General features: G+C 37.1%; 16 protein-coding genes. 2 read left to right on the forward strand and 14 right to left on the reverse strand.

Annotated elements, in window-relative coordinates; translation table 11 throughout:
• Positions 1-15: 15 nt before the first annotated feature.
• Complete coding sequence (locus tag RWM19_RS01110; RefSeq protein WP_313982797.1) at positions 16-1278, reverse strand: cell division protein FtsA; 1263 nt, start codon at positions 1276-1278, stop codon at positions 16-18.
• Positions 1279-1505: 227 nt separating this feature from the next.
• Between RWM19_RS01110 and rpmB the strand changes: the two genes are divergently transcribed.
• Positions 1506-1709, forward strand: coding sequence for a 50S ribosomal protein L28 (gene rpmB, locus RWM19_RS01115; RefSeq protein ID WP_040627416.1), 204 nt, complete (start codon positions 1506-1508; stop codon positions 1707-1709).
• Between the two features lie 42 nt (positions 1710-1751).
• On the opposite strand, the gene RWM19_RS01120 is transcribed toward rpmB, so the two are convergent.
• From RWM19_RS01120 to RWM19_RS01165, 10 genes are all read right to left on the reverse strand, one after another.
• Positions 1752-2360, reverse strand: coding sequence for a thiamine diphosphokinase (locus RWM19_RS01120; protein ID WP_313982800.1), 609 nt, complete (start codon positions 2358-2360; stop codon positions 1752-1754).
• Positions 2345-2998 (reverse strand): ribulose-phosphate 3-epimerase, encoded by a 654-nt coding sequence (rpe, locus tag RWM19_RS01125; RefSeq protein ID WP_313982802.1) that lies wholly within the window; start codon positions 2996-2998, stop codon positions 2345-2347. The genes RWM19_RS01120 and rpe overlap by 16 nt, the downstream gene beginning before the upstream one ends.
• Positions 2995-3858: a ribosome small subunit-dependent GTPase A gene (gene rsgA, locus RWM19_RS01130; protein WP_313982804.1), complete on the reverse strand. Its 864-nt coding sequence runs from the start codon at positions 3856-3858 to the stop codon at positions 2995-2997. Before rsgA ends, rpe begins: the two co-directional genes overlap by 4 nt.
• A gap of 9 nt (positions 3859-3867) precedes the next feature.
• A complete protein-coding gene (gene pknB, locus RWM19_RS01135; RefSeq protein WP_313982806.1) occupies positions 3868-5544 on the reverse strand; it encodes a Stk1 family PASTA domain-containing Ser/Thr kinase in 1677 nt (558 codons plus the stop codon).
• Complete coding sequence (locus RWM19_RS01140; RefSeq protein WP_313982809.1) at positions 5541-6290, reverse strand: Stp1/IreP family PP2C-type Ser/Thr phosphatase; 750 nt, start codon at positions 6288-6290, stop codon at positions 5541-5543. Before RWM19_RS01140 ends, pknB begins: the two co-directional genes overlap by 4 nt.
• A 2-nt stretch (positions 6291-6292) precedes the next feature.
• Positions 6293-7333 (reverse strand): 23S rRNA (adenine(2503)-C(2))-methyltransferase RlmN, encoded by a 1041-nt coding sequence (rlmN, locus tag RWM19_RS01145; protein ID WP_313982811.1) that lies wholly within the window; start codon positions 7331-7333, stop codon positions 6293-6295.
• A gap of 68 nt (positions 7334-7401) precedes the next feature.
• Positions 7402-8619 (reverse strand): 16S rRNA (cytosine(967)-C(5))-methyltransferase RsmB, encoded by a 1218-nt coding sequence (gene rsmB / locus RWM19_RS01150; protein ID WP_313982813.1) that lies wholly within the window; start codon positions 8617-8619, stop codon positions 7402-7404.
• Between the two features lie 88 nt (positions 8620-8707).
• A complete protein-coding gene (gene rpmF / locus RWM19_RS01155; protein WP_006525411.1) occupies positions 8708-8866 on the reverse strand; it encodes a 50S ribosomal protein L32 in 159 nt (52 codons plus the stop codon).
• A gap of 16 nt (positions 8867-8882) precedes the next feature.
• On the reverse strand, positions 8883-9386 hold the full coding sequence (locus RWM19_RS01160) for a DUF177 domain-containing protein (RefSeq protein ID WP_294023479.1): 504 nt from the start codon (positions 9384-9386) through the stop codon (positions 8883-8885).
• A gap of 150 nt (positions 9387-9536) precedes the next feature.
• Positions 9537-10406 (reverse strand): alpha/beta hydrolase, encoded by an 870-nt coding sequence (locus RWM19_RS01165; protein WP_313982817.1) that lies wholly within the window; start codon positions 10404-10406, stop codon positions 9537-9539.
• Between the two features lie 67 nt (positions 10407-10473).
• Here RWM19_RS01165 and RWM19_RS01170 point away from each other — a divergent pair, with 67 nt between their 5' ends.
• Positions 10474-11595 (forward strand): nucleotidyltransferase family protein, encoded by a 1122-nt coding sequence (locus RWM19_RS01170; RefSeq protein ID WP_313982819.1) that lies wholly within the window; start codon positions 10474-10476, stop codon positions 11593-11595.
• Positions 11596-11645: 50 nt separating this feature from the next.
• Here the strand turns inward: RWM19_RS01170 and RWM19_RS01175 are convergent, their stop codons facing one another.
• From RWM19_RS01175 to RWM19_RS01185, 3 genes are all read right to left on the reverse strand, one after another.
• Entirely contained in the window at positions 11646-12452 is an 807-nt protein-coding gene (locus RWM19_RS01175; protein ID WP_313982821.1) for a hypothetical protein, read from the reverse strand.
• A gap of 276 nt (positions 12453-12728) precedes the next feature.
• Complete coding sequence (locus RWM19_RS01180) at positions 12729-15443, reverse strand: FtsX-like permease family protein (RefSeq protein ID WP_313982823.1); 2715 nt, start codon at positions 15441-15443, stop codon at positions 12729-12731.
• A 2-nt stretch (positions 15444-15445) separates the two neighbouring features.
• Positions 15446-16132 carry an ABC transporter ATP-binding protein gene (locus RWM19_RS01185; RefSeq protein WP_313982825.1) on the reverse strand — a complete coding sequence of 229 codons (687 nt, stop codon included), beginning with the start codon at positions 16130-16132 and terminating at the stop codon, positions 15446-15448.
• Positions 16133-16165 lie beyond the last annotated feature (33 nt).

A 16165-nucleotide genomic window follows, 5' to 3' on the forward strand; every position in this document is an offset into this window, starting at 1 on the left:
GTTTACCTCTCCAATTTATTTCTTTCCATCGAGAAACAATCCCTTGAGTTTATTTGTCAAGGTATCTTCTTTCGTAGTCTCTACCTTTCTGTCGCGGTAGGATACGTTTTTGATAAAAGCATCAAGATCTAAGCTGTTTTCAGTCTGACCGATAATAGGTAATCTATCTTGGTAGGCATAGAACAATCCGAGACATGCGGTTAATGCTGCATTTCTTCCCCCTAATGTTTCCGGAATATAATCTCTAACTTCTACATTTAGGCGCTTGCTTAAAAGGTTTTCTAACCCTATAGTTTCGCCACCTTCACCAGTAATAATAACAGTTGTTTCACCTGCTTGCAAGATTCCTTCGCAAGTTTCTGTAATTGCATTCAGCCATGTTTCAATATTAGGTCTAATGCAGTCTACTAACTCCTGCTCACTGATAGTTCTATTTTCACCATTATCGTTCCAAATATGGATAATATTCGAAGAACATACTGTCTGATCAAGTCTTGCACTATACTTGATTAACTCAATAACATTCTTCATATTAATACCATATTTTTCAACGGCTGCGTTTGCGATATTTCCAAGTCCCATAGGCAAGATTGTAGACGCCGCAAATCTTCCCTTATAAAGTAGACCTAATGTTGTCGCATCACGTTCTACCTTTAAGACAATTACTTGGCGATCAACGGACTGTTCAAATAAAGCAGCTTCTTTACCGACAGCGTAGATATCCGCAAAGATATCCATTACCTTTAGTCCGGCTTTTTCTACACAAGCAACTAAATCATAGGCAAATTTACGATCAGCACACAATAAGTCAATATCAACGATTAACTGAGAGCACTTTTCTCCAAGTGGAATACGACGTGTTGTCATACCATTCACTGTATACTTCACGCATACCGTCTGAATCAAAGCACTATCATTACCGATATTTACCGCTTCAGCCTTCTTAATTGCATTACGTACATCTTGAATTGTTACTGTTCCATCAATACCTTCAATATCAACTGTTGATTTCAAAGAGATACGCTTCAAATTAAATGCAGGGATTGCAAGAATCACCTGTTGTACACTAGCACCCACCATCTTTTTAGCAGACGCTGCCGCCTGCTTAATGGAACCAATCAAAGCCTGCTGGTCTGTAATGCCATTATAAGAGAGTCCGCTACATGGTACTCTTTCAACCTTTATAATATTAAATCTGGTGTTGAAAAACTCACCAATTACTAATCGAACCTCATGGTCAGCAGCTTCAATTGCTGCATAAATCTGTTTATCTGTCACCGTGAAGTCTCCTTTCAGTTATATTCGTATTTTATCACATTTACATTTCAAAATGTAGTCGATTACCACCCATAAACAGCCTATTTTCATAGAATTTACATAATTCATTTCTGCATCTTCTATAGGAATCTTTGAAAAACAGAATCTAACTACTACTTTTTTGGTTGCATTTACAAGTAATCTATGATATCTTTTGTAAGCAAATTATAAGTAAAGGAGGTTATGGTATGTCCAGAGTATGTGCTGTATCCGGTAAGAAAGCAATGTCAGGAAACAGACGTTCCCACTCCCTACGTGCTACTCGTCGTAAGTGGAATGTGAACTTACAAAAGGTTCACATGATCGTTGATGGCAAGCCACAGACAGTTAAGATCTCAGCTCGCGCATTAAAGACATTAAAGGCAGGAGCTAAGGCTAAAGCTGCTGAGTAATCGCCGGTTATATGAAAAAGAATTCCCCGAAGGGAATTTTTTTTATGCATCTTTTGATTGTATAACAGTTACCTTGCCTGCATGCACAGTGATGATACCCTTATCTTCTAAAATCTCATTAGAAGTGGTATAGGTATCTTTATTGGTAAGTTGTTGTTTATCTAAAGGATATTTAAATCCTTCTAAGCTAATGGTTGCCTCATCCTCTGTAAAGAATGAGATATATGTATAATCACGCTTATCAATGGAATGAACACCTTCAGCTAGTGAATAGATAAAGTTATTTTGATCATGGAGATATACTGTCTCAGGAAAACGTGATACCAGACGCAAATTAATCATCGCATGGTCTAATCTTCCACCAAGTCCACCATAGAGGTGGATTTTTTGATAGCCTTTCTCGATGGCATACATAACTGCTGCCTCACTATCTGTATCATCCTTGATAGGATTTAATTGAATGAATGTATCACTATAGTCCTTGATACTAGATAAATCACTTTCTTCCACAGAATCAAAATCACCAATCGCCAGTAACATTCTCTTACCATTTCTAGCAAGTGTTAATGCCCCTTTATCTACACCAATATAGTTTTCTGCAGTCGGAATTGTTGTACAACGTTTTAAGATAACAGCTACTGAAGTTTCCATAATTTCTCACATACTTCGTGGATATCATTCTTAAAGACATACGAGCCAGCCACAAGTACATCCGCTCCTGCTTCAGCGCATAAAGCACCTGTTTCTTCGTTGATACCACCATCCACTTCAATATGTGTATCAAGACCTTCTTCGTTTAACCATGTACGAAGTGTGCGAATACGTTCTAGTGCCTCTGGCATAAACTTCTGACCCCCAAAACCCGGTTCTACACTCATAATTAGGAATAAGTCAAAATCATGCAAGAATGGTTTTAATACTTCAATTGGTGTCTGTGGCTTTAGTGTAAGTCCGACTTTCTTTCCTTGTTCGTGTATATGTTTTGCAAGTGCTTTGATTTCTTCTTTGTCGTAGATTGTTTCAACGTGGAAGGTAATCTGATCTGCACCAGCATTCATAAATACATCGGCGAACATCTTAGGATCTGTAACCATTAAGTGAACATCTTTGAATAATGGTGATAGTTTTACAAAGCCTTTTAGGATGTCTGGTCCAAATGTTAAGTTCTTTACAAAGTGTCCATCCATGACATCAAAGTGCATCCACTCTGCCTTGGAGGAATTTAGTAGTTCACATTGTTCAGTCATATGACTGTAATCTAAAGATAATACGGATGGTGCAACAATCATAAGTATTTCTCCCTTCTCTCTTGAATCATCTGTAAAACGCTTAGATAGTTTTCATAGCGTTCTTTGGATATTTTTCCTGCTTCTACCGCTTCTTTAATTTTACAACCTGGTTCATTTTGATGAACACAATCATTGAAGCGACAATCATGTAGGTATGGCACAAAGTCTGGTACATATTCAGCTAATTCATTAGCTTGAATATGCGAAAAATCCAGGGAACTAAAGCCTGGTGTATCCGCTACAAGTCCCCCTGCAACCTCATGTAATTCATTATGTCTTGTGGTATGTTTACCTCTTCCAAGTGCCTTAGAAATCTCTTGTGTCGCAAGATGGAACGATGGTTCTAATTGGTTTAACAATGTACTCTTACCAGCTCCACTTTGACCAGTTAATACCGAAATCTTATTTGTCAAAAGACCTGCAATAGAAGGATCTAAACTGCCCTTTGCAGTACGAATCACTTTCATCGCACCATGTTCATATGCTTGAATTTGCTCTTCTACTTCTTGGCTAAAACCTAAATCACATTTTGTAATAATCAATACAGGTTCAACGCCTGCATGCATGATAAGAATACTTAATCGATCAATTAGAGCAGTTGAAAAATCAGGATCTTTTACACTCATCACAATGAGTGCTTGGTCAACATTGGCTACTGCCGGTCGAATCAATCGATTGGTTCGTGGCATGATTTTTTGAATCACATAGCGACCATCGATCTCTTCACACTCTACCAAATCTCCCGCAACAGGCGCATCTTGGCGACGCACTTTACCCATGACAATCGCATCATAATATTTCTTGTCAGAAGTTAAGATACGATAATTCTTCGATACGATTTTCGTGATTCGTGCAATCATAGGCACTCCTTAGTAAAAGTATAATGTGACATAACTATCCTTTTTTTGTGTATATTCGCTACCTGCAGCTGGCATTGTCTCAATGACTGTACCAACTTTGATTTTATCAATTTCACTTTGTGATAACGCGGATGTATCACGGTGTGCACGTACAACAGTTACTCCCATCGCTTCTAGTTGTGATGTTGCTTCTTCAATCGGTTTACCAACGATATCAGCTGGAATTGTAACTTTTACATATGGTACGTAGTATAGTGTCACATCTGTTTCACCAGCCGTATCATATAGATCACCAGCCGCAACACCTTCTTGACGAATAATCGTTCCCGGTTTCTTATCACTCTGTTCTTCTTTCTCAATCAAATGAATCGAAGAAGGAAGTGACGCCTTTACATCATCAATATTTTTTCCAACATAATTTGGCATCTCTTCGCCAACACCACTAGATACGATGAGTTTCACTTTTGAATGACGCTCTACCTCACTAGAGCTAGCAGGCTCTGTGCCAATGACAACCCCCTCAATACTATCTTTCGATAATTGATATGTAATATTATCCGTATCAACTTCAAGATCTTCGTTCTCTAGGGCTGATGTTGCTTGTGCAATATCCATATTTGATACATTAGGAACTGTAACATTCCTTGACTTCGGTGGCAGAATTCCTGCTAAAAATAAACCCGCAATCACCGCAAACATTGCAAATAGCACTAAGATTGCGGTGATATATATTTTGGTGCGTTTATTTGCAACGCGCGAAAGAGATGTACTTCTCGTCACCCCTACTTTTGTATCTTCTTTTTCTTGTTTCGTTGGTGTCTTATCAATTGGATCATTTAGACTAAGTGGCTTGTCATTTTGATGTTCTGGCAACATGCACTTCTCTAAGTCTTTCAACATTTCATCACAACTTTGATATCGCAATTTTGGATTTTTCGCCGTTGCACGAATGATGATATTCTCTACAGATTGTGGAACATTTGGATTGGCTTTGCGTACACTTGGCATAGGTTCTCTCATATGTTGTAGTGCAATCTGTACAGCCTGATCTGCCTTAAATGGAACATCCCCCGTTAACATCTCATAGAACACAATACCCAAAGCATAGATATCTGATTGGGGAGATGCTGGTTCACCCTTGGCAAGTTCAGGTGCTAAGTAATGCACTGAGCCCATAACATTATTTGCCTGTGTTAATTGTGCACTACCCTTGGCAGTTGCAATACCAAAGTCAAGAATCTTTAACGATCCATCAGACTTAACAATGACATTCTGTGGTTTGATATCACGGTGAATAATACCGCGTTTATGCGCTTCCGCAACTGCAGAAGTTAATTGTTTCATCGTATCAACCGCTTCTAGATTCAATAAAGGTGCACGGTCGCGAATCACTTTCTTTAACGTCTTACCAGCCACATATTCCATGACGATATAATGATGATTCTTATACTCACCAACATCATAGATTTCTACAATATTTGGATGTGCTAAAGTCGTGGCAGCTTGTGCTTCACGTTCAAAACGCAAGATACTAATCGCATCTGTACTTTGATCAGAGCGTAAAATCTTAATTGCGACATGACGATTTAAAATAGTATCAATAGCCAAAAATACATCAGCCATACCACCTTGACCAATATGCTGTACAACTTCATAACGGTTAGCGACTACATTCTTTTTGTTCATAGTGTGTAGCCTCCAGCAAAGTCTAATAAAATGACTGTTGTATTATCAAAACCACCAGCTTCTAAAGCTAGCTTAATTAACTTACGTGCACGTAGCGAAGGATCTTTATGTGGGTCAATCACAACCCGTAACACTGTCTTTTCAGGTACGTATCCATGCAGACCATCACTGCACAAAAGAATGCCATCCATCTTTTCAATATGATGTGTAATATCGCACTTTACATCTTCCCAAACACCTAGAGCATTCGTCAAAACATTACGACGTGGGAACGTTTTGGCTTCCTCAGGTGTAATCTCATGATGCATTAGCATGTCATTAACTAAAGTATGATCGACAGTTAACTGTTGCATCTTACCTGCATGCCACCAAGCATATGCACGAGAATCTCCAATATTTACAATAAAGATACCAATATGTGTAATCAAAGTAGCACATAGTGTTGTACCCATACCCTTTAAATCAACATGTTCCTTACCGTAATCGAAGATTGCGGAATTGCAGATTTTCACTTCGCGATTTAACCATTGTTTCACTTCATCTACATTTTGAAACTGCTCTGTCTCAGAGAATACACGCGAAAAATGGGCTACCGCCATTCGACTGGCAATATCCCCACCTAAATTTCCGCCAATACCATCTGCGACAATCGCAAATACTTCACCAGCCACATTTGTCGCAATGACATAACTATCTTGGTTGCTCTTACGCACCAATCCTTTATCTGTTATTCCATAGTACTTCATGTTTAAAGTTTACCCTTTTCATGTTTTGCGCGAAGCTGACCACAAGCCGCATCAATATCATCACCATGTTTAGAACGCAAGGTAGCTTTTACACCATGTTTCATTAGCACATCATAAAAATGCAATGCGACTTTCTCATTCGTCGAAACATATCCGTTTTCATCAACCTGGTTATATGGAATGAGATTCACATAGGCATTCATACCACGAATCAAATTCGCTAACTGTATTGCATGTGTATCCGTGTCATTTACACCATGCAATAAGATGTATTCAAATGTAATACGACGATTATTACCTTCACTATATTCATGTAATGCGTCCATCAAGACATCCAAAGGATATGCTTGATCAATAGGCATTAATTTGCGACGTAATTCATCATTTGGTGCATGTAAAGAGATTGCCAGGTTATATTGATAATGACCCTTAGCAAAATCTTTAATACGTGGAACAATACCACAAGTACTAATTGTGATATGTCTTGCGCCTATTGCTAGACCTAAGTCACTATTGATAATTTCGCAGAAACGCATCACATTATCATAGTTATCAAATGGTTCACCTGTACCCATAATAACGACGTTATCAACACGCTTTCCAATTTTATCAAGTTCTTTTTGGACAAACATAACTTGTCCAACAATTTCGCCAGCTGTTAAATCACGCTGTTTCTTTAACAAACCAGAAGCGCAAAAAGTACAGCCCATATTACAACCAAGCTGACTTGTTACACATAAACTTTCCCCAAAGTGGAAATGCATCAAGACTGTCTCAACGGAGGAACCATCCGCCAACTGGAAAAGATATTTGGTAGTTCCATCACGCGCAACTTGACGCGTAATTTCCTTAACAGGTTCAATCGAATATTCCTGTGCAAGATCTTCTAATAGACTCGCAGGCATATCAGTCATCTCTTGGAATGAACCCACACGCTTACGATAAAGCCATTGGAATAATTGCTTTGCACGATAAGATTTTTGTCCCTTTTCAGCGAGCATTTCTGTCGCCATCTTCATATTTAAATCATATATACTTTGCATAGTTAATATATTACCACAATCACACTAATTTCTCGATATCTTATCCAATGTTTCAAGCGCAAATATCCCTATTGGTTACGCTTTAATTTTGCGTAATAAAAGCCATCGGCATCATCTATCATCGGAAATAAAGTCTCTTCTTCTAGCAAGACATAGTCAGAATGTTTTGCTAAGAACTTTTTAATTTGTTGTTCGTTTTCCTTACGATTTAACGTACATGTACTATAAACAAGGATTCCACCAACACGTAAGTAATCTGCATTCGCATCTAGTATTGCTTCTTGCGTACGTACAAGTTCATCGATTGATGTGGGCTCTAGATGCCAACGAATCTCTGGCTTGTGTGACAAATCTCCTAGACCTGAACATGGCGCATCAATCAAAATACGATCAAAACTTTCCTTAGAAAATTTACCTGTGATTGTTGCATCATTCTGCTTTGCAGAAACAATAGATACTCCTGTACGATTCATTAATTCATCAATCAAGTTACAACGAGCTTCATACAAATCCGTAGCGATAATCTTACCTTGATTCTTCATCAAGCAAGCGATTTGTTGCGTTTTTGTGCCCGGTGCTGCACAGGCATCTAACACCTGCATACCAGGTAAAACATCCAGCTTACGCACTACTTTTTGTGAATGTCGATCTTGTATTAATACCATTCCTTTAGAGAATAGTTCTGTTCTCTGTAAAACACCTGCATAGAAGAAACAATCATCCTCTAGCATACGTACATTCGGCATTTGAGCAACCTCAGTTTTCTTACACTTCAAGGTATTCACTCTACCGTATACAAGTGAAGGCTCTTGATTATGTAAGGCAATCTCTTTCATTGTTTCAAAACCATAGTGAGCCTTCCATAACTGTAAAATCCAGAGAGGATGAGAAGTTAATACCGCAAGTTCTTCAATTGTATTTCCTTCAGGCTTTTTTAGACCCTGTTCCTGTACCTTACGAAGAACAGCATTTACAAACTCTTTCTCCGATTTACCGGCAAGCTCAACCGCCTCAAAGATGACGGCATAGGAAGGAATACTATCCAAAAAGAGTAACTGATACACACTCATATTAAGAAGTGCAGACACTCTTGGTTTAACATGCTTTGTAAATGGACGCCACTGTTCTTCTAATAGTGTTTTATTCCGTATCGTACCGTACACGATTTCACTTGCTAGGCCCATCTCTTCTTTCGAGATATTTGCCTTTCTTAATAGTAAAGACGCAAAACCATGTTGACGAAATACACGCTCTAATATATTTAATACTTCCGCTCTTACACTCATAGAAACTCCTTAATTTAAATAGACTTTATCAAACGACTTCTGATATAGCAATAGAAAAAGATGCTATTAAGCATCTTCATTTCCAACCTTATTTGGATTCTGTTGTTTCCTTAACGTAAGAACCTTCATGGTGTGGGCGAACGTATTCACCTGCAGCATTCTTTACGAGTGTAGGTACATTTAACTTGTAATGTGTTCTTCTCTTGTTCTTTCTCGTCTTGGAATTTCTTCTCTGTTGTACAGCCATTGTCTAGCACCTCCTACTATTCATTTTTGAATTGCTTCAGTCCTGCCAGACGCGGATCCAATTGATCTTTCCGGCTTTCCTGATACTCAGCTTCTGTAAATATCTGCCAGCCATCGCCATGCGGATATTCACCTTCTATTGCTTCAGTCACTTGAAGTGGTACCTCCAGCAGGATAGCATCTATCACCGCAGGCATCAGATCAACGACTTCACTGGTAACGAGGCGTACCCCATCTTCATCAGTTTCTTCAAAGACATATGTTTCTTGACTTTCGACATCGAGAGGGACTTCAATCGGTTCATTTGTGATAGCATCCGGACAAATCATTGTACCTGTAATATGCATATCTACATAGAAGCGATCATCCTCATCGTCGATATAACCGTGACCTTCTACATGAACATCTTCAACAGATAAGATACCGGTGTCATTTTTCAGTTCATCGTTCTCAATTACTACATCTTCGTCAAAATCTACATTCTGCAAATCACGCAGCAACTCTGTTTTTGTCCACTTCACGGCAGTCTCCTCGCTCGTTAACGCTTATAAATTATAACAAACCGCACTTCAAAGTCAATCAAATATCCCCCGAAAAACGCTTCCAAAAGCGAAAAAATGATGGAAGATACCCTATTAACCTTTTCTTTCAGAAAATATTTGTTTCAATTTTTATTGATGCTGGTTAATAAATTTAATAATCTGTTCGATTACAAGATGATTCTCCTTTTCATTGAGAATCTCATGACGCATTTTCGGGAAAGTAATGTTCTCGATATTTGCATATCCATTCTTCTGTAAAGTTGAAATACTATCCACTAACCCCAGTGTTCCACCCGTACATGGATCATCTTCACCGCTGATAAATAGAATTGGTAAAGATGGATTCTTCGCGGTAAATGGATGATGTAAGTGAGCAACCATTGTAAATAAGTCACGGTTACCCGCATCTGTAAATGGGACACCACATAATTCATCGTTCAAGAATTTGTTTACGTTATCTTCGTTATAGGACAACCAATCAACTGGTGTCTTTGCATTCTTGACAGCCTTACTAAAGGCACCAACACTAAGCGCTGTTAATAGTTTTGTCTTTGCCTTAGGTCCTTTCATCTTGACTAGTAACTGTGCAAGTTTCTTACCAAAGCCAGCTGCTGGCCGATAATTTGGTGCACCACAAAGAATCACGCCTGAAAAATCATTATTTCGCTCTAGATATAAGCGTATGATGATAGAACCCATGGAGTGTCCAAATAAGAAATGTGGAACATCAGGAAATTCTGTATGTAACTTCTTAACCATCGTATCTACTGATTGAATTAATACTTCATCTCCATTTTGATCTGCGAAGTATCCTAGTTCATCTTTAAATGCATCCCCATGACCTGGTAAGTCATAAATTAGTACCGCTACACCCTGCTTAGATAACTCTCTTGCAAAGGAAATATAACGGGCATGATGTTCTTGCATACCATGTACACAGACTAGTGTTGCCCTCACTTCTGTTTCAGGTTTAATGATTTTATAAATTAACTCTGTCATAAAGAAATATCCTTTCTTGTTTGATTGATTTCATTGTATCATATCAACTGTAAAGGAATTTTAAGAAATGAAAGTATGTGGAATCATAGCGGAGTATAATCCATTCCATAATGGACATCGCTATCAAATCGAACAAGCAAGAAAACTGAGTGGTTGTGATATGGTTATCGCTGTTATGTCTGGTAATTTTGTACAGCGTGGAGAACCAGCAATTATCGATAAATGGAAACGTGCCAAGGCAGCCATTGAAAATGGTGTAGACTTAGTGATCGAATTACCTTATTTCTACGCAACCCAAAGTGCTTCTAAGTTTGCGTATGGTGCAGTGGAACTTTTAAAGATTGCGAAAGTTGACTATATCTCCTTTGGTAGTGAGTGCGCGAATTTAGAAAACTTACAAGAGATTGCGGATACTTCTCTTAATCCTGATAACTTAAGAGAAAGCATGCAGACAGGGATGTCTTTCCCTCGCGCATATAGTCTTCTAACAGGTTCCATGGAGCCAAATGATATCTTAGCTGTTTCTTATTTAAAGCATCTAAAAGAATCTAATATTCAACCAGTGATTGTACAGCGTACAAGTGGTTATCTTAGTCCTGAGATATCTGAAAATGCAAGTGCCCTAGCAATTCGTAAAGCACTCAAAAATAATGAGAGCCTAGCAAGTTCTACACCAATGGAAGAAATACTGAAAAAAAGTACGCTGGTTTATCCTGAACAGTTCTATCCTTACTTGCGTACGTACTTATTAACTTCTTCTCGCAAGCAATTAGAAGACTTGTTCTTATTTAACGAAGGAATCGAAAATCACCTACGTAAATGTGCTACAGATAACGATACGTATGAAGGCTTCTTAAGGGATGCTACTACATATCGTTATACCAGCAATCGCATCCGTCGTAGTATCTTACAAGCGATGGTACAGTTAACAAAATATGAAGCACAACGTCTACCAGCACTTGACCACTTACGCATCCTTGCCTTCAACGATACTGGCAAGAAATGGCTCCATGACATGCGTAAGGAAGATATGCGTATCTGTAGTAAATTTGCGGATGTACCATTCCCATGGAGAACATTGGAATATCGTAGCACCCTACTCTATACCAGTGTATTACCAAGTGAAGAAAGAAAACGCCTACTAAAATTAGAAATCAGTGGTGCTCACTATATCTCTTCAGAACATTAGATATATCTAATGTTCTTTTCATTTAACTTCTTATTTTTTAAGTTATATATTTAAGAATTTTCAATTAAGTCATGGATAGCATTTAAAATTGACTTTATTGTTTCATTCAATAGTTTCATATCAATATAATTAGATAACAAAATATCATTTTCTACGGATAATACATGCATGAAACTACGCTGTAATTCCCAAAGGTTTCGATATAAATATTCGTTGCTTTCTAATTGATACATAATAGGTGCTTCAAGAAATAGTGCCCTAAACAAGTTCTCTCTACAACTCAGTATATCTTTTTTACTGTGATACGTAGAACAATATAATGATAAATCTCTATCCATTTTTTCTAGCGTTTTAGCGGAATGTATTAACCGAGATATTATATCTACATTTTCAACTTTACACTTTTCCATATATCCAATAGTCAACACGTCCGGAACGCTGGAAATAAGTTTTGTAGCACTCATCTTTATCAACTCTGGGCACTGTTCGTTTTCAAACTTGTTATTAATGAAATAAAAATCATGTTCATCATGTTTATAGTAAATAACTGCATGCTTAGATTCATTAGAAATGATGCCTATCATTGTAGGTCTATCTTCTTGTAAATAATTGACTAGATCAGTTGAAGAGATCTTAACTTCAACGAGTCTAAAACCAATCTGGTTTAAAAATAAATTAAACCACTTTTGGTTTTGAAGACGCGTTCCCGCAAGATATGTTCCATCAACATAATCAAACATATATGGTAATTTAATTTTATTTGCAATAATATAGTCTTCTGTATCATAACCAGATAGTTCCAACATATTTGCTATACCAGCATATGAGCAACCACCTTTAAAATGCATATATTTCATAATAACCCCCCTCAATATCAATTCAGAATAGAACATATACTTCAATTTTTATAGCAATTATCTTTACTTCAACTATCTCTCCAAGAAAGTCTCCAGATATATTATCTAAGTCTAAATTTCAAAAATTTAGGCCCTATTATTGAACTCAAAAGAATTATAGTACATTACCTAAATATCACAATATCAATAAAATTATTTCTTATTTTCATCACATTAAAAGACAGGTATATTTCAAAATAAGCCTGTCTTAAACTGGTATATAGAAGTAGTGTCTAATTAAATATTTTCAATACGTAATTCTTCAATCACATTATTTCTGCGTATCTTTCTTGTTGTATACAACATGGTGATAAACACAACCACAAATACCATAGCGATTGCAAGTAGTACACTGACATAAGGAATAAAGTAATCAACTTGTACCATTTGATTAATCACATGATGGATAAAGAATGAAATGATAAACGATATTGGAAGACCAATGGCCAAGCTTCGACCTCCATAGATTAAACACTCATAATTAAGCATTTTTTGGAAGCCCTTTTCAGACATACCAACCGATCGTAACATCGCAAATTCTTTTCTTCGAAGAATGATGTTTGTCGAAATGGTATTAAATACATTCGCAATCGATATAACGCCAATTAGAAGAATGAATCCATAGGAAAATACATTTATCACTAAGATAAACATGCGATTATTTTGACGTTCACGGTCAAAGTCATAGATTCTATCCGCACTCCAACCATTGTCTTTTTGAATCTTTTCAAGTTGTTGAGCAACACTTGCATGATTATCTGTTTGTATACCAATCTCTGGATTAGATAATCGTTGAATATAGCTCGTATCTGTATTTTCAAATAGTGTCGTCGCCATACTTCTTGGATAGATTAGCTGCATTGTATTACGACTTAATGTAAATAGATTCTCTTCAATTTGTGCTCCTGCCACAAGTGGAATATCAATATCAATTTCTTCAACTGGGTAGAGTTTGGCTTTACGCATGTCTAAGTTTTCGTAGCCTTTCATTTCTTCAATATACTCTATCGGATAGAAAAGATAATACTGCTTACCATCTTTAATATATGGCTCATGTAAACTTGCATACCCTTCTATCTGTTTGTATTCACGAACAAACATTGGTACATTGTTTGCGTTAGTATCTATCACGGATACATCACGCGTAATACCCTTGTCTTCTCTAATAAATTGTTGGATAACGTGATTATACAGTAAACCCTTTGGACTATTTTTATCAAAATAACTGGAAGAATCTATCTTGTTTTGTTTACACAAATTCTTAAATGCATCATCATCCACAAAAACTAGTTCAACATTCACACCTACCGCATCCTTGATACGGCGAAGATACTGTTGGTTCTCTGCTGTCCAGTATTCAGACGCAATGTAATTACGTTGAATATAGGCTTCATCGAAAATTTTCTGCGTGATAGCGATATTTTGAATTTCTGGTATTGCCTTAATGACATTAAAACGCTGGGTAACATCTTCTTGTTCATCAGTGTATGCATTGTACATGACATTCATCTTGTGGTCATTACTACTCTGAATCAGCAACATCTTATTTACATACTGTGTTAATGATGCGGCAGAGATAAATAGAATGACACTTAACGCTAATGAAAGAATCGTTGAACGATACTTACGTTTATTACGCTTAAAATTTTTCGTAGCCATTACACCAGCAAATCCAAACATTTTCTGAGTAAGTTTGGATGTCTTCACTTCGTTTGGTTTAATGATAATTTCATCGCTTTGGCGAATTGCCTCTATCGCAGATTTATGAATTGCTTTATATGCAGGAATATATGCCGCAACAATCGTCGTCACTAGGCAAATCATAACTGCGATAAAAATTGGTAATGGACTAATCACCAAACGTAAACCAACACCAACTTTATTCGCAATATTTACAATAAAGTTATGTTGAACCCAAGCAAGTGTCACACCAATTCCAACGCATCCAACAATGACACCCAAAACAATACCGATGATTGCGAGTAGAAATGCTTCAAAAAGAACCATGCGACGAATCTGACGATTGGAAGCACCAATTGACCTCATAATTCCAAACTGACGAATACGTTCACTGATGGAAATAGAAAATGAATTATAAATCAGTGAAATAGAACCATACGCAATGAGAAGTACAAGTATTGTTGTTAAGCCAATCAATACTGAACGTTCCCCGCTTGCTTTAAATGCACCATAAAAACGTAATAAATCCGAATGTGGAACATAAGAATCTGAAATTGTTTGACGCATTAAGAAGTCCTGCATTTTACTTGGTGAATGAATTGTTACGAATAGTTTCTGACTATCTGTATGAAAACCATTAGTAATGCATGTATATCCAGGACAAGAGAATTCTTCAATCTCAAATGGTAGACGTTCCATAATACCAACAATGGTAAATGTATGTTTGGTTGTATTCTTCAAACTCTCTTTTTCCTGGTATGGTGTATTTTCAGAGAGTTGTTGTTTCTCTATAAAACGTTGTCCTGTTTCTAGAGTAATCGTATCACCTACTTGATACTTCTCTTTTGCATTCGCAATAAAGTTCTCTGGCAATAGAATTTCATCTTCTTTTTCAGGCATATGACCTGAAACTAAATTGATTGGGAATAATGCATGTTCCGTATCACCCAAGGATTGTACGAGAAGATAGGGTTTGCCATCGTTTTCATTATCAACTTTTGCCCAACCAAGCGTATATATATTTTCGTATTGATCAATTTGTTTATTTGTTTTCGCTTCTTCTAGACCTTCTTGATTTACATCATTCATGATGACTTGCCACTGACCTGTCACAGCGATCTCACGATTCTTTAAGAACTGATATCCACTGTATGCACCTTCAATAACGGCAGTAAACAAAGCCATAGATACAATAATACCTATCAAAGTCACAATCGTTCTTGTCTTATTCTTGGAAAGATAGCGTTGTGTAAGTTTTGTAAATATACTCATGATTACACCTCACGGATTCTTTCATCTCTTGTAATCTTTCCATCTTCGATTGAGATAATACGGTCTGCCTGTAAGGCAATACTTTCATCGTGGGTAATGATGATCATTGTCTGTTGGTATTTTTTATTTGATAGTTTTAATAGTTCAACAATTTCTTGACTATTTTTACTATCGAGGTTTCCTGTCGGTTCATCCGCAAGCACGATAGCTGGAGCGTTCATAAGCGCTCTACCAATGGATACACGTTGTTGTTGACCACCAGAAAGTTGATTTGGTAGATTTTTTCGTCTTTCTTGTAATCCTAACACATTCAATAACTCTTCAATGCGTTCTTTGTTAACTTCTTTTCCATCCATTAGCACAGGTAATGTGATATTCTCCTCTGCACTTAGTACAGGAATCAAATTATAGAATTGGTAAATTAAACCAACTTTTCTTCGGCGAAATACAGCTAGTTGTTCTTCATTTTGTGCATAGACATCTTGTCCACCTACAAATACTTTTCCGCGTGTTGGTTTATCAACACCTCCAAGCATATGTAGTAGTGTTGATTTCCCTGATCCTGATGGACCAATAATTGCCACAAACTCACCTTGTTCCACCTTAAATGAAACATTATCTAGAGCTTTTACTTCATTTTCCCCTTTTCCATAAATTTTTGTTAAGTGTTCGACGCGTAAGACTTCCATATCAAAGCCCTCCTTATACTTACAGTATAAAAA

Origin of the sequence: uncultured Solobacterium sp., assembly GCF_963517755.1 — a bacterium.
Taxonomy (GTDB): Bacteria; Bacillota_I; Bacilli_A; order Erysipelotrichales; family Erysipelotrichaceae; genus Bulleidia.

Coding starts and splice junctions, on each gene's coding strand:
- rsgA (WP_313982804.1), bottom strand. CDS start 3,858: ATGATTGCACGAATCACGAAAATCGTATCGAAGAATTATCGTATCTTA.
- RWM19_RS01140 (WP_313982809.1), bottom strand. CDS start 6,290: ATGAAGTACTATGGAATAACAGATAAAGGATTGGTGCGTAAGAGCAAC.
- RWM19_RS01175 (WP_313982821.1), bottom strand. CDS start 12,452: ATGAAATATATGCATTTTAAAGGTGGTTGCTCATATGCTGGTATAGCA.
- RWM19_RS01180 (WP_313982823.1), bottom strand. CDS start 15,443: ATGAGTATATTTACAAAACTTACACAACGCTATCTTTCCAAGAATAAG.
- pknB (WP_313982806.1), bottom strand. CDS start 5,544: ATGAACAAAAAGAATGTAGTCGCTAACCGTTATGAAGTTGTACAGCAT.
- rpmF (WP_006525411.1), bottom strand. CDS start 8,866: ATGGCTGTACAACAGAGAAGAAATTCCAAGACGAGAAAGAACAAGAGA.
- rpe (WP_313982802.1), bottom strand. CDS start 2,998: ATGATTGTTGCACCATCCGTATTATCTTTAGATTACAGTCATATGACT.
- rlmN (WP_313982811.1), bottom strand. CDS start 7,333: ATGCAAAGTATATATGATTTAAATATGAAGATGGCGACAGAAATGCTC.
- RWM19_RS01185 (WP_313982825.1), bottom strand. CDS start 16,132: ATGGAAGTCTTACGCGTCGAACACTTAACAAAAATTTATGGAAAAGGG.
- rpmB (WP_040627416.1), top strand. CDS start 1,506: ATGTCCAGAGTATGTGCTGTATCCGGTAAGAAAGCAATGTCAGGAAAC.
- RWM19_RS01120 (WP_313982800.1), bottom strand. CDS start 2,360: ATGGAAACTTCAGTAGCTGTTATCTTAAAACGTTGTACAACAATTCCG.
- RWM19_RS01165 (WP_313982817.1), bottom strand. CDS start 10,406: ATGACAGAGTTAATTTATAAAATCATTAAACCTGAAACAGAAGTGAGG.
- rsmB (WP_313982813.1), bottom strand. CDS start 8,619: ATGAGTGTAAGAGCGGAAGTATTAAATATATTAGAGCGTGTATTTCGT.
- RWM19_RS01170 (WP_313982819.1), top strand. CDS start 10,474: ATGAAAGTATGTGGAATCATAGCGGAGTATAATCCATTCCATAATGGA.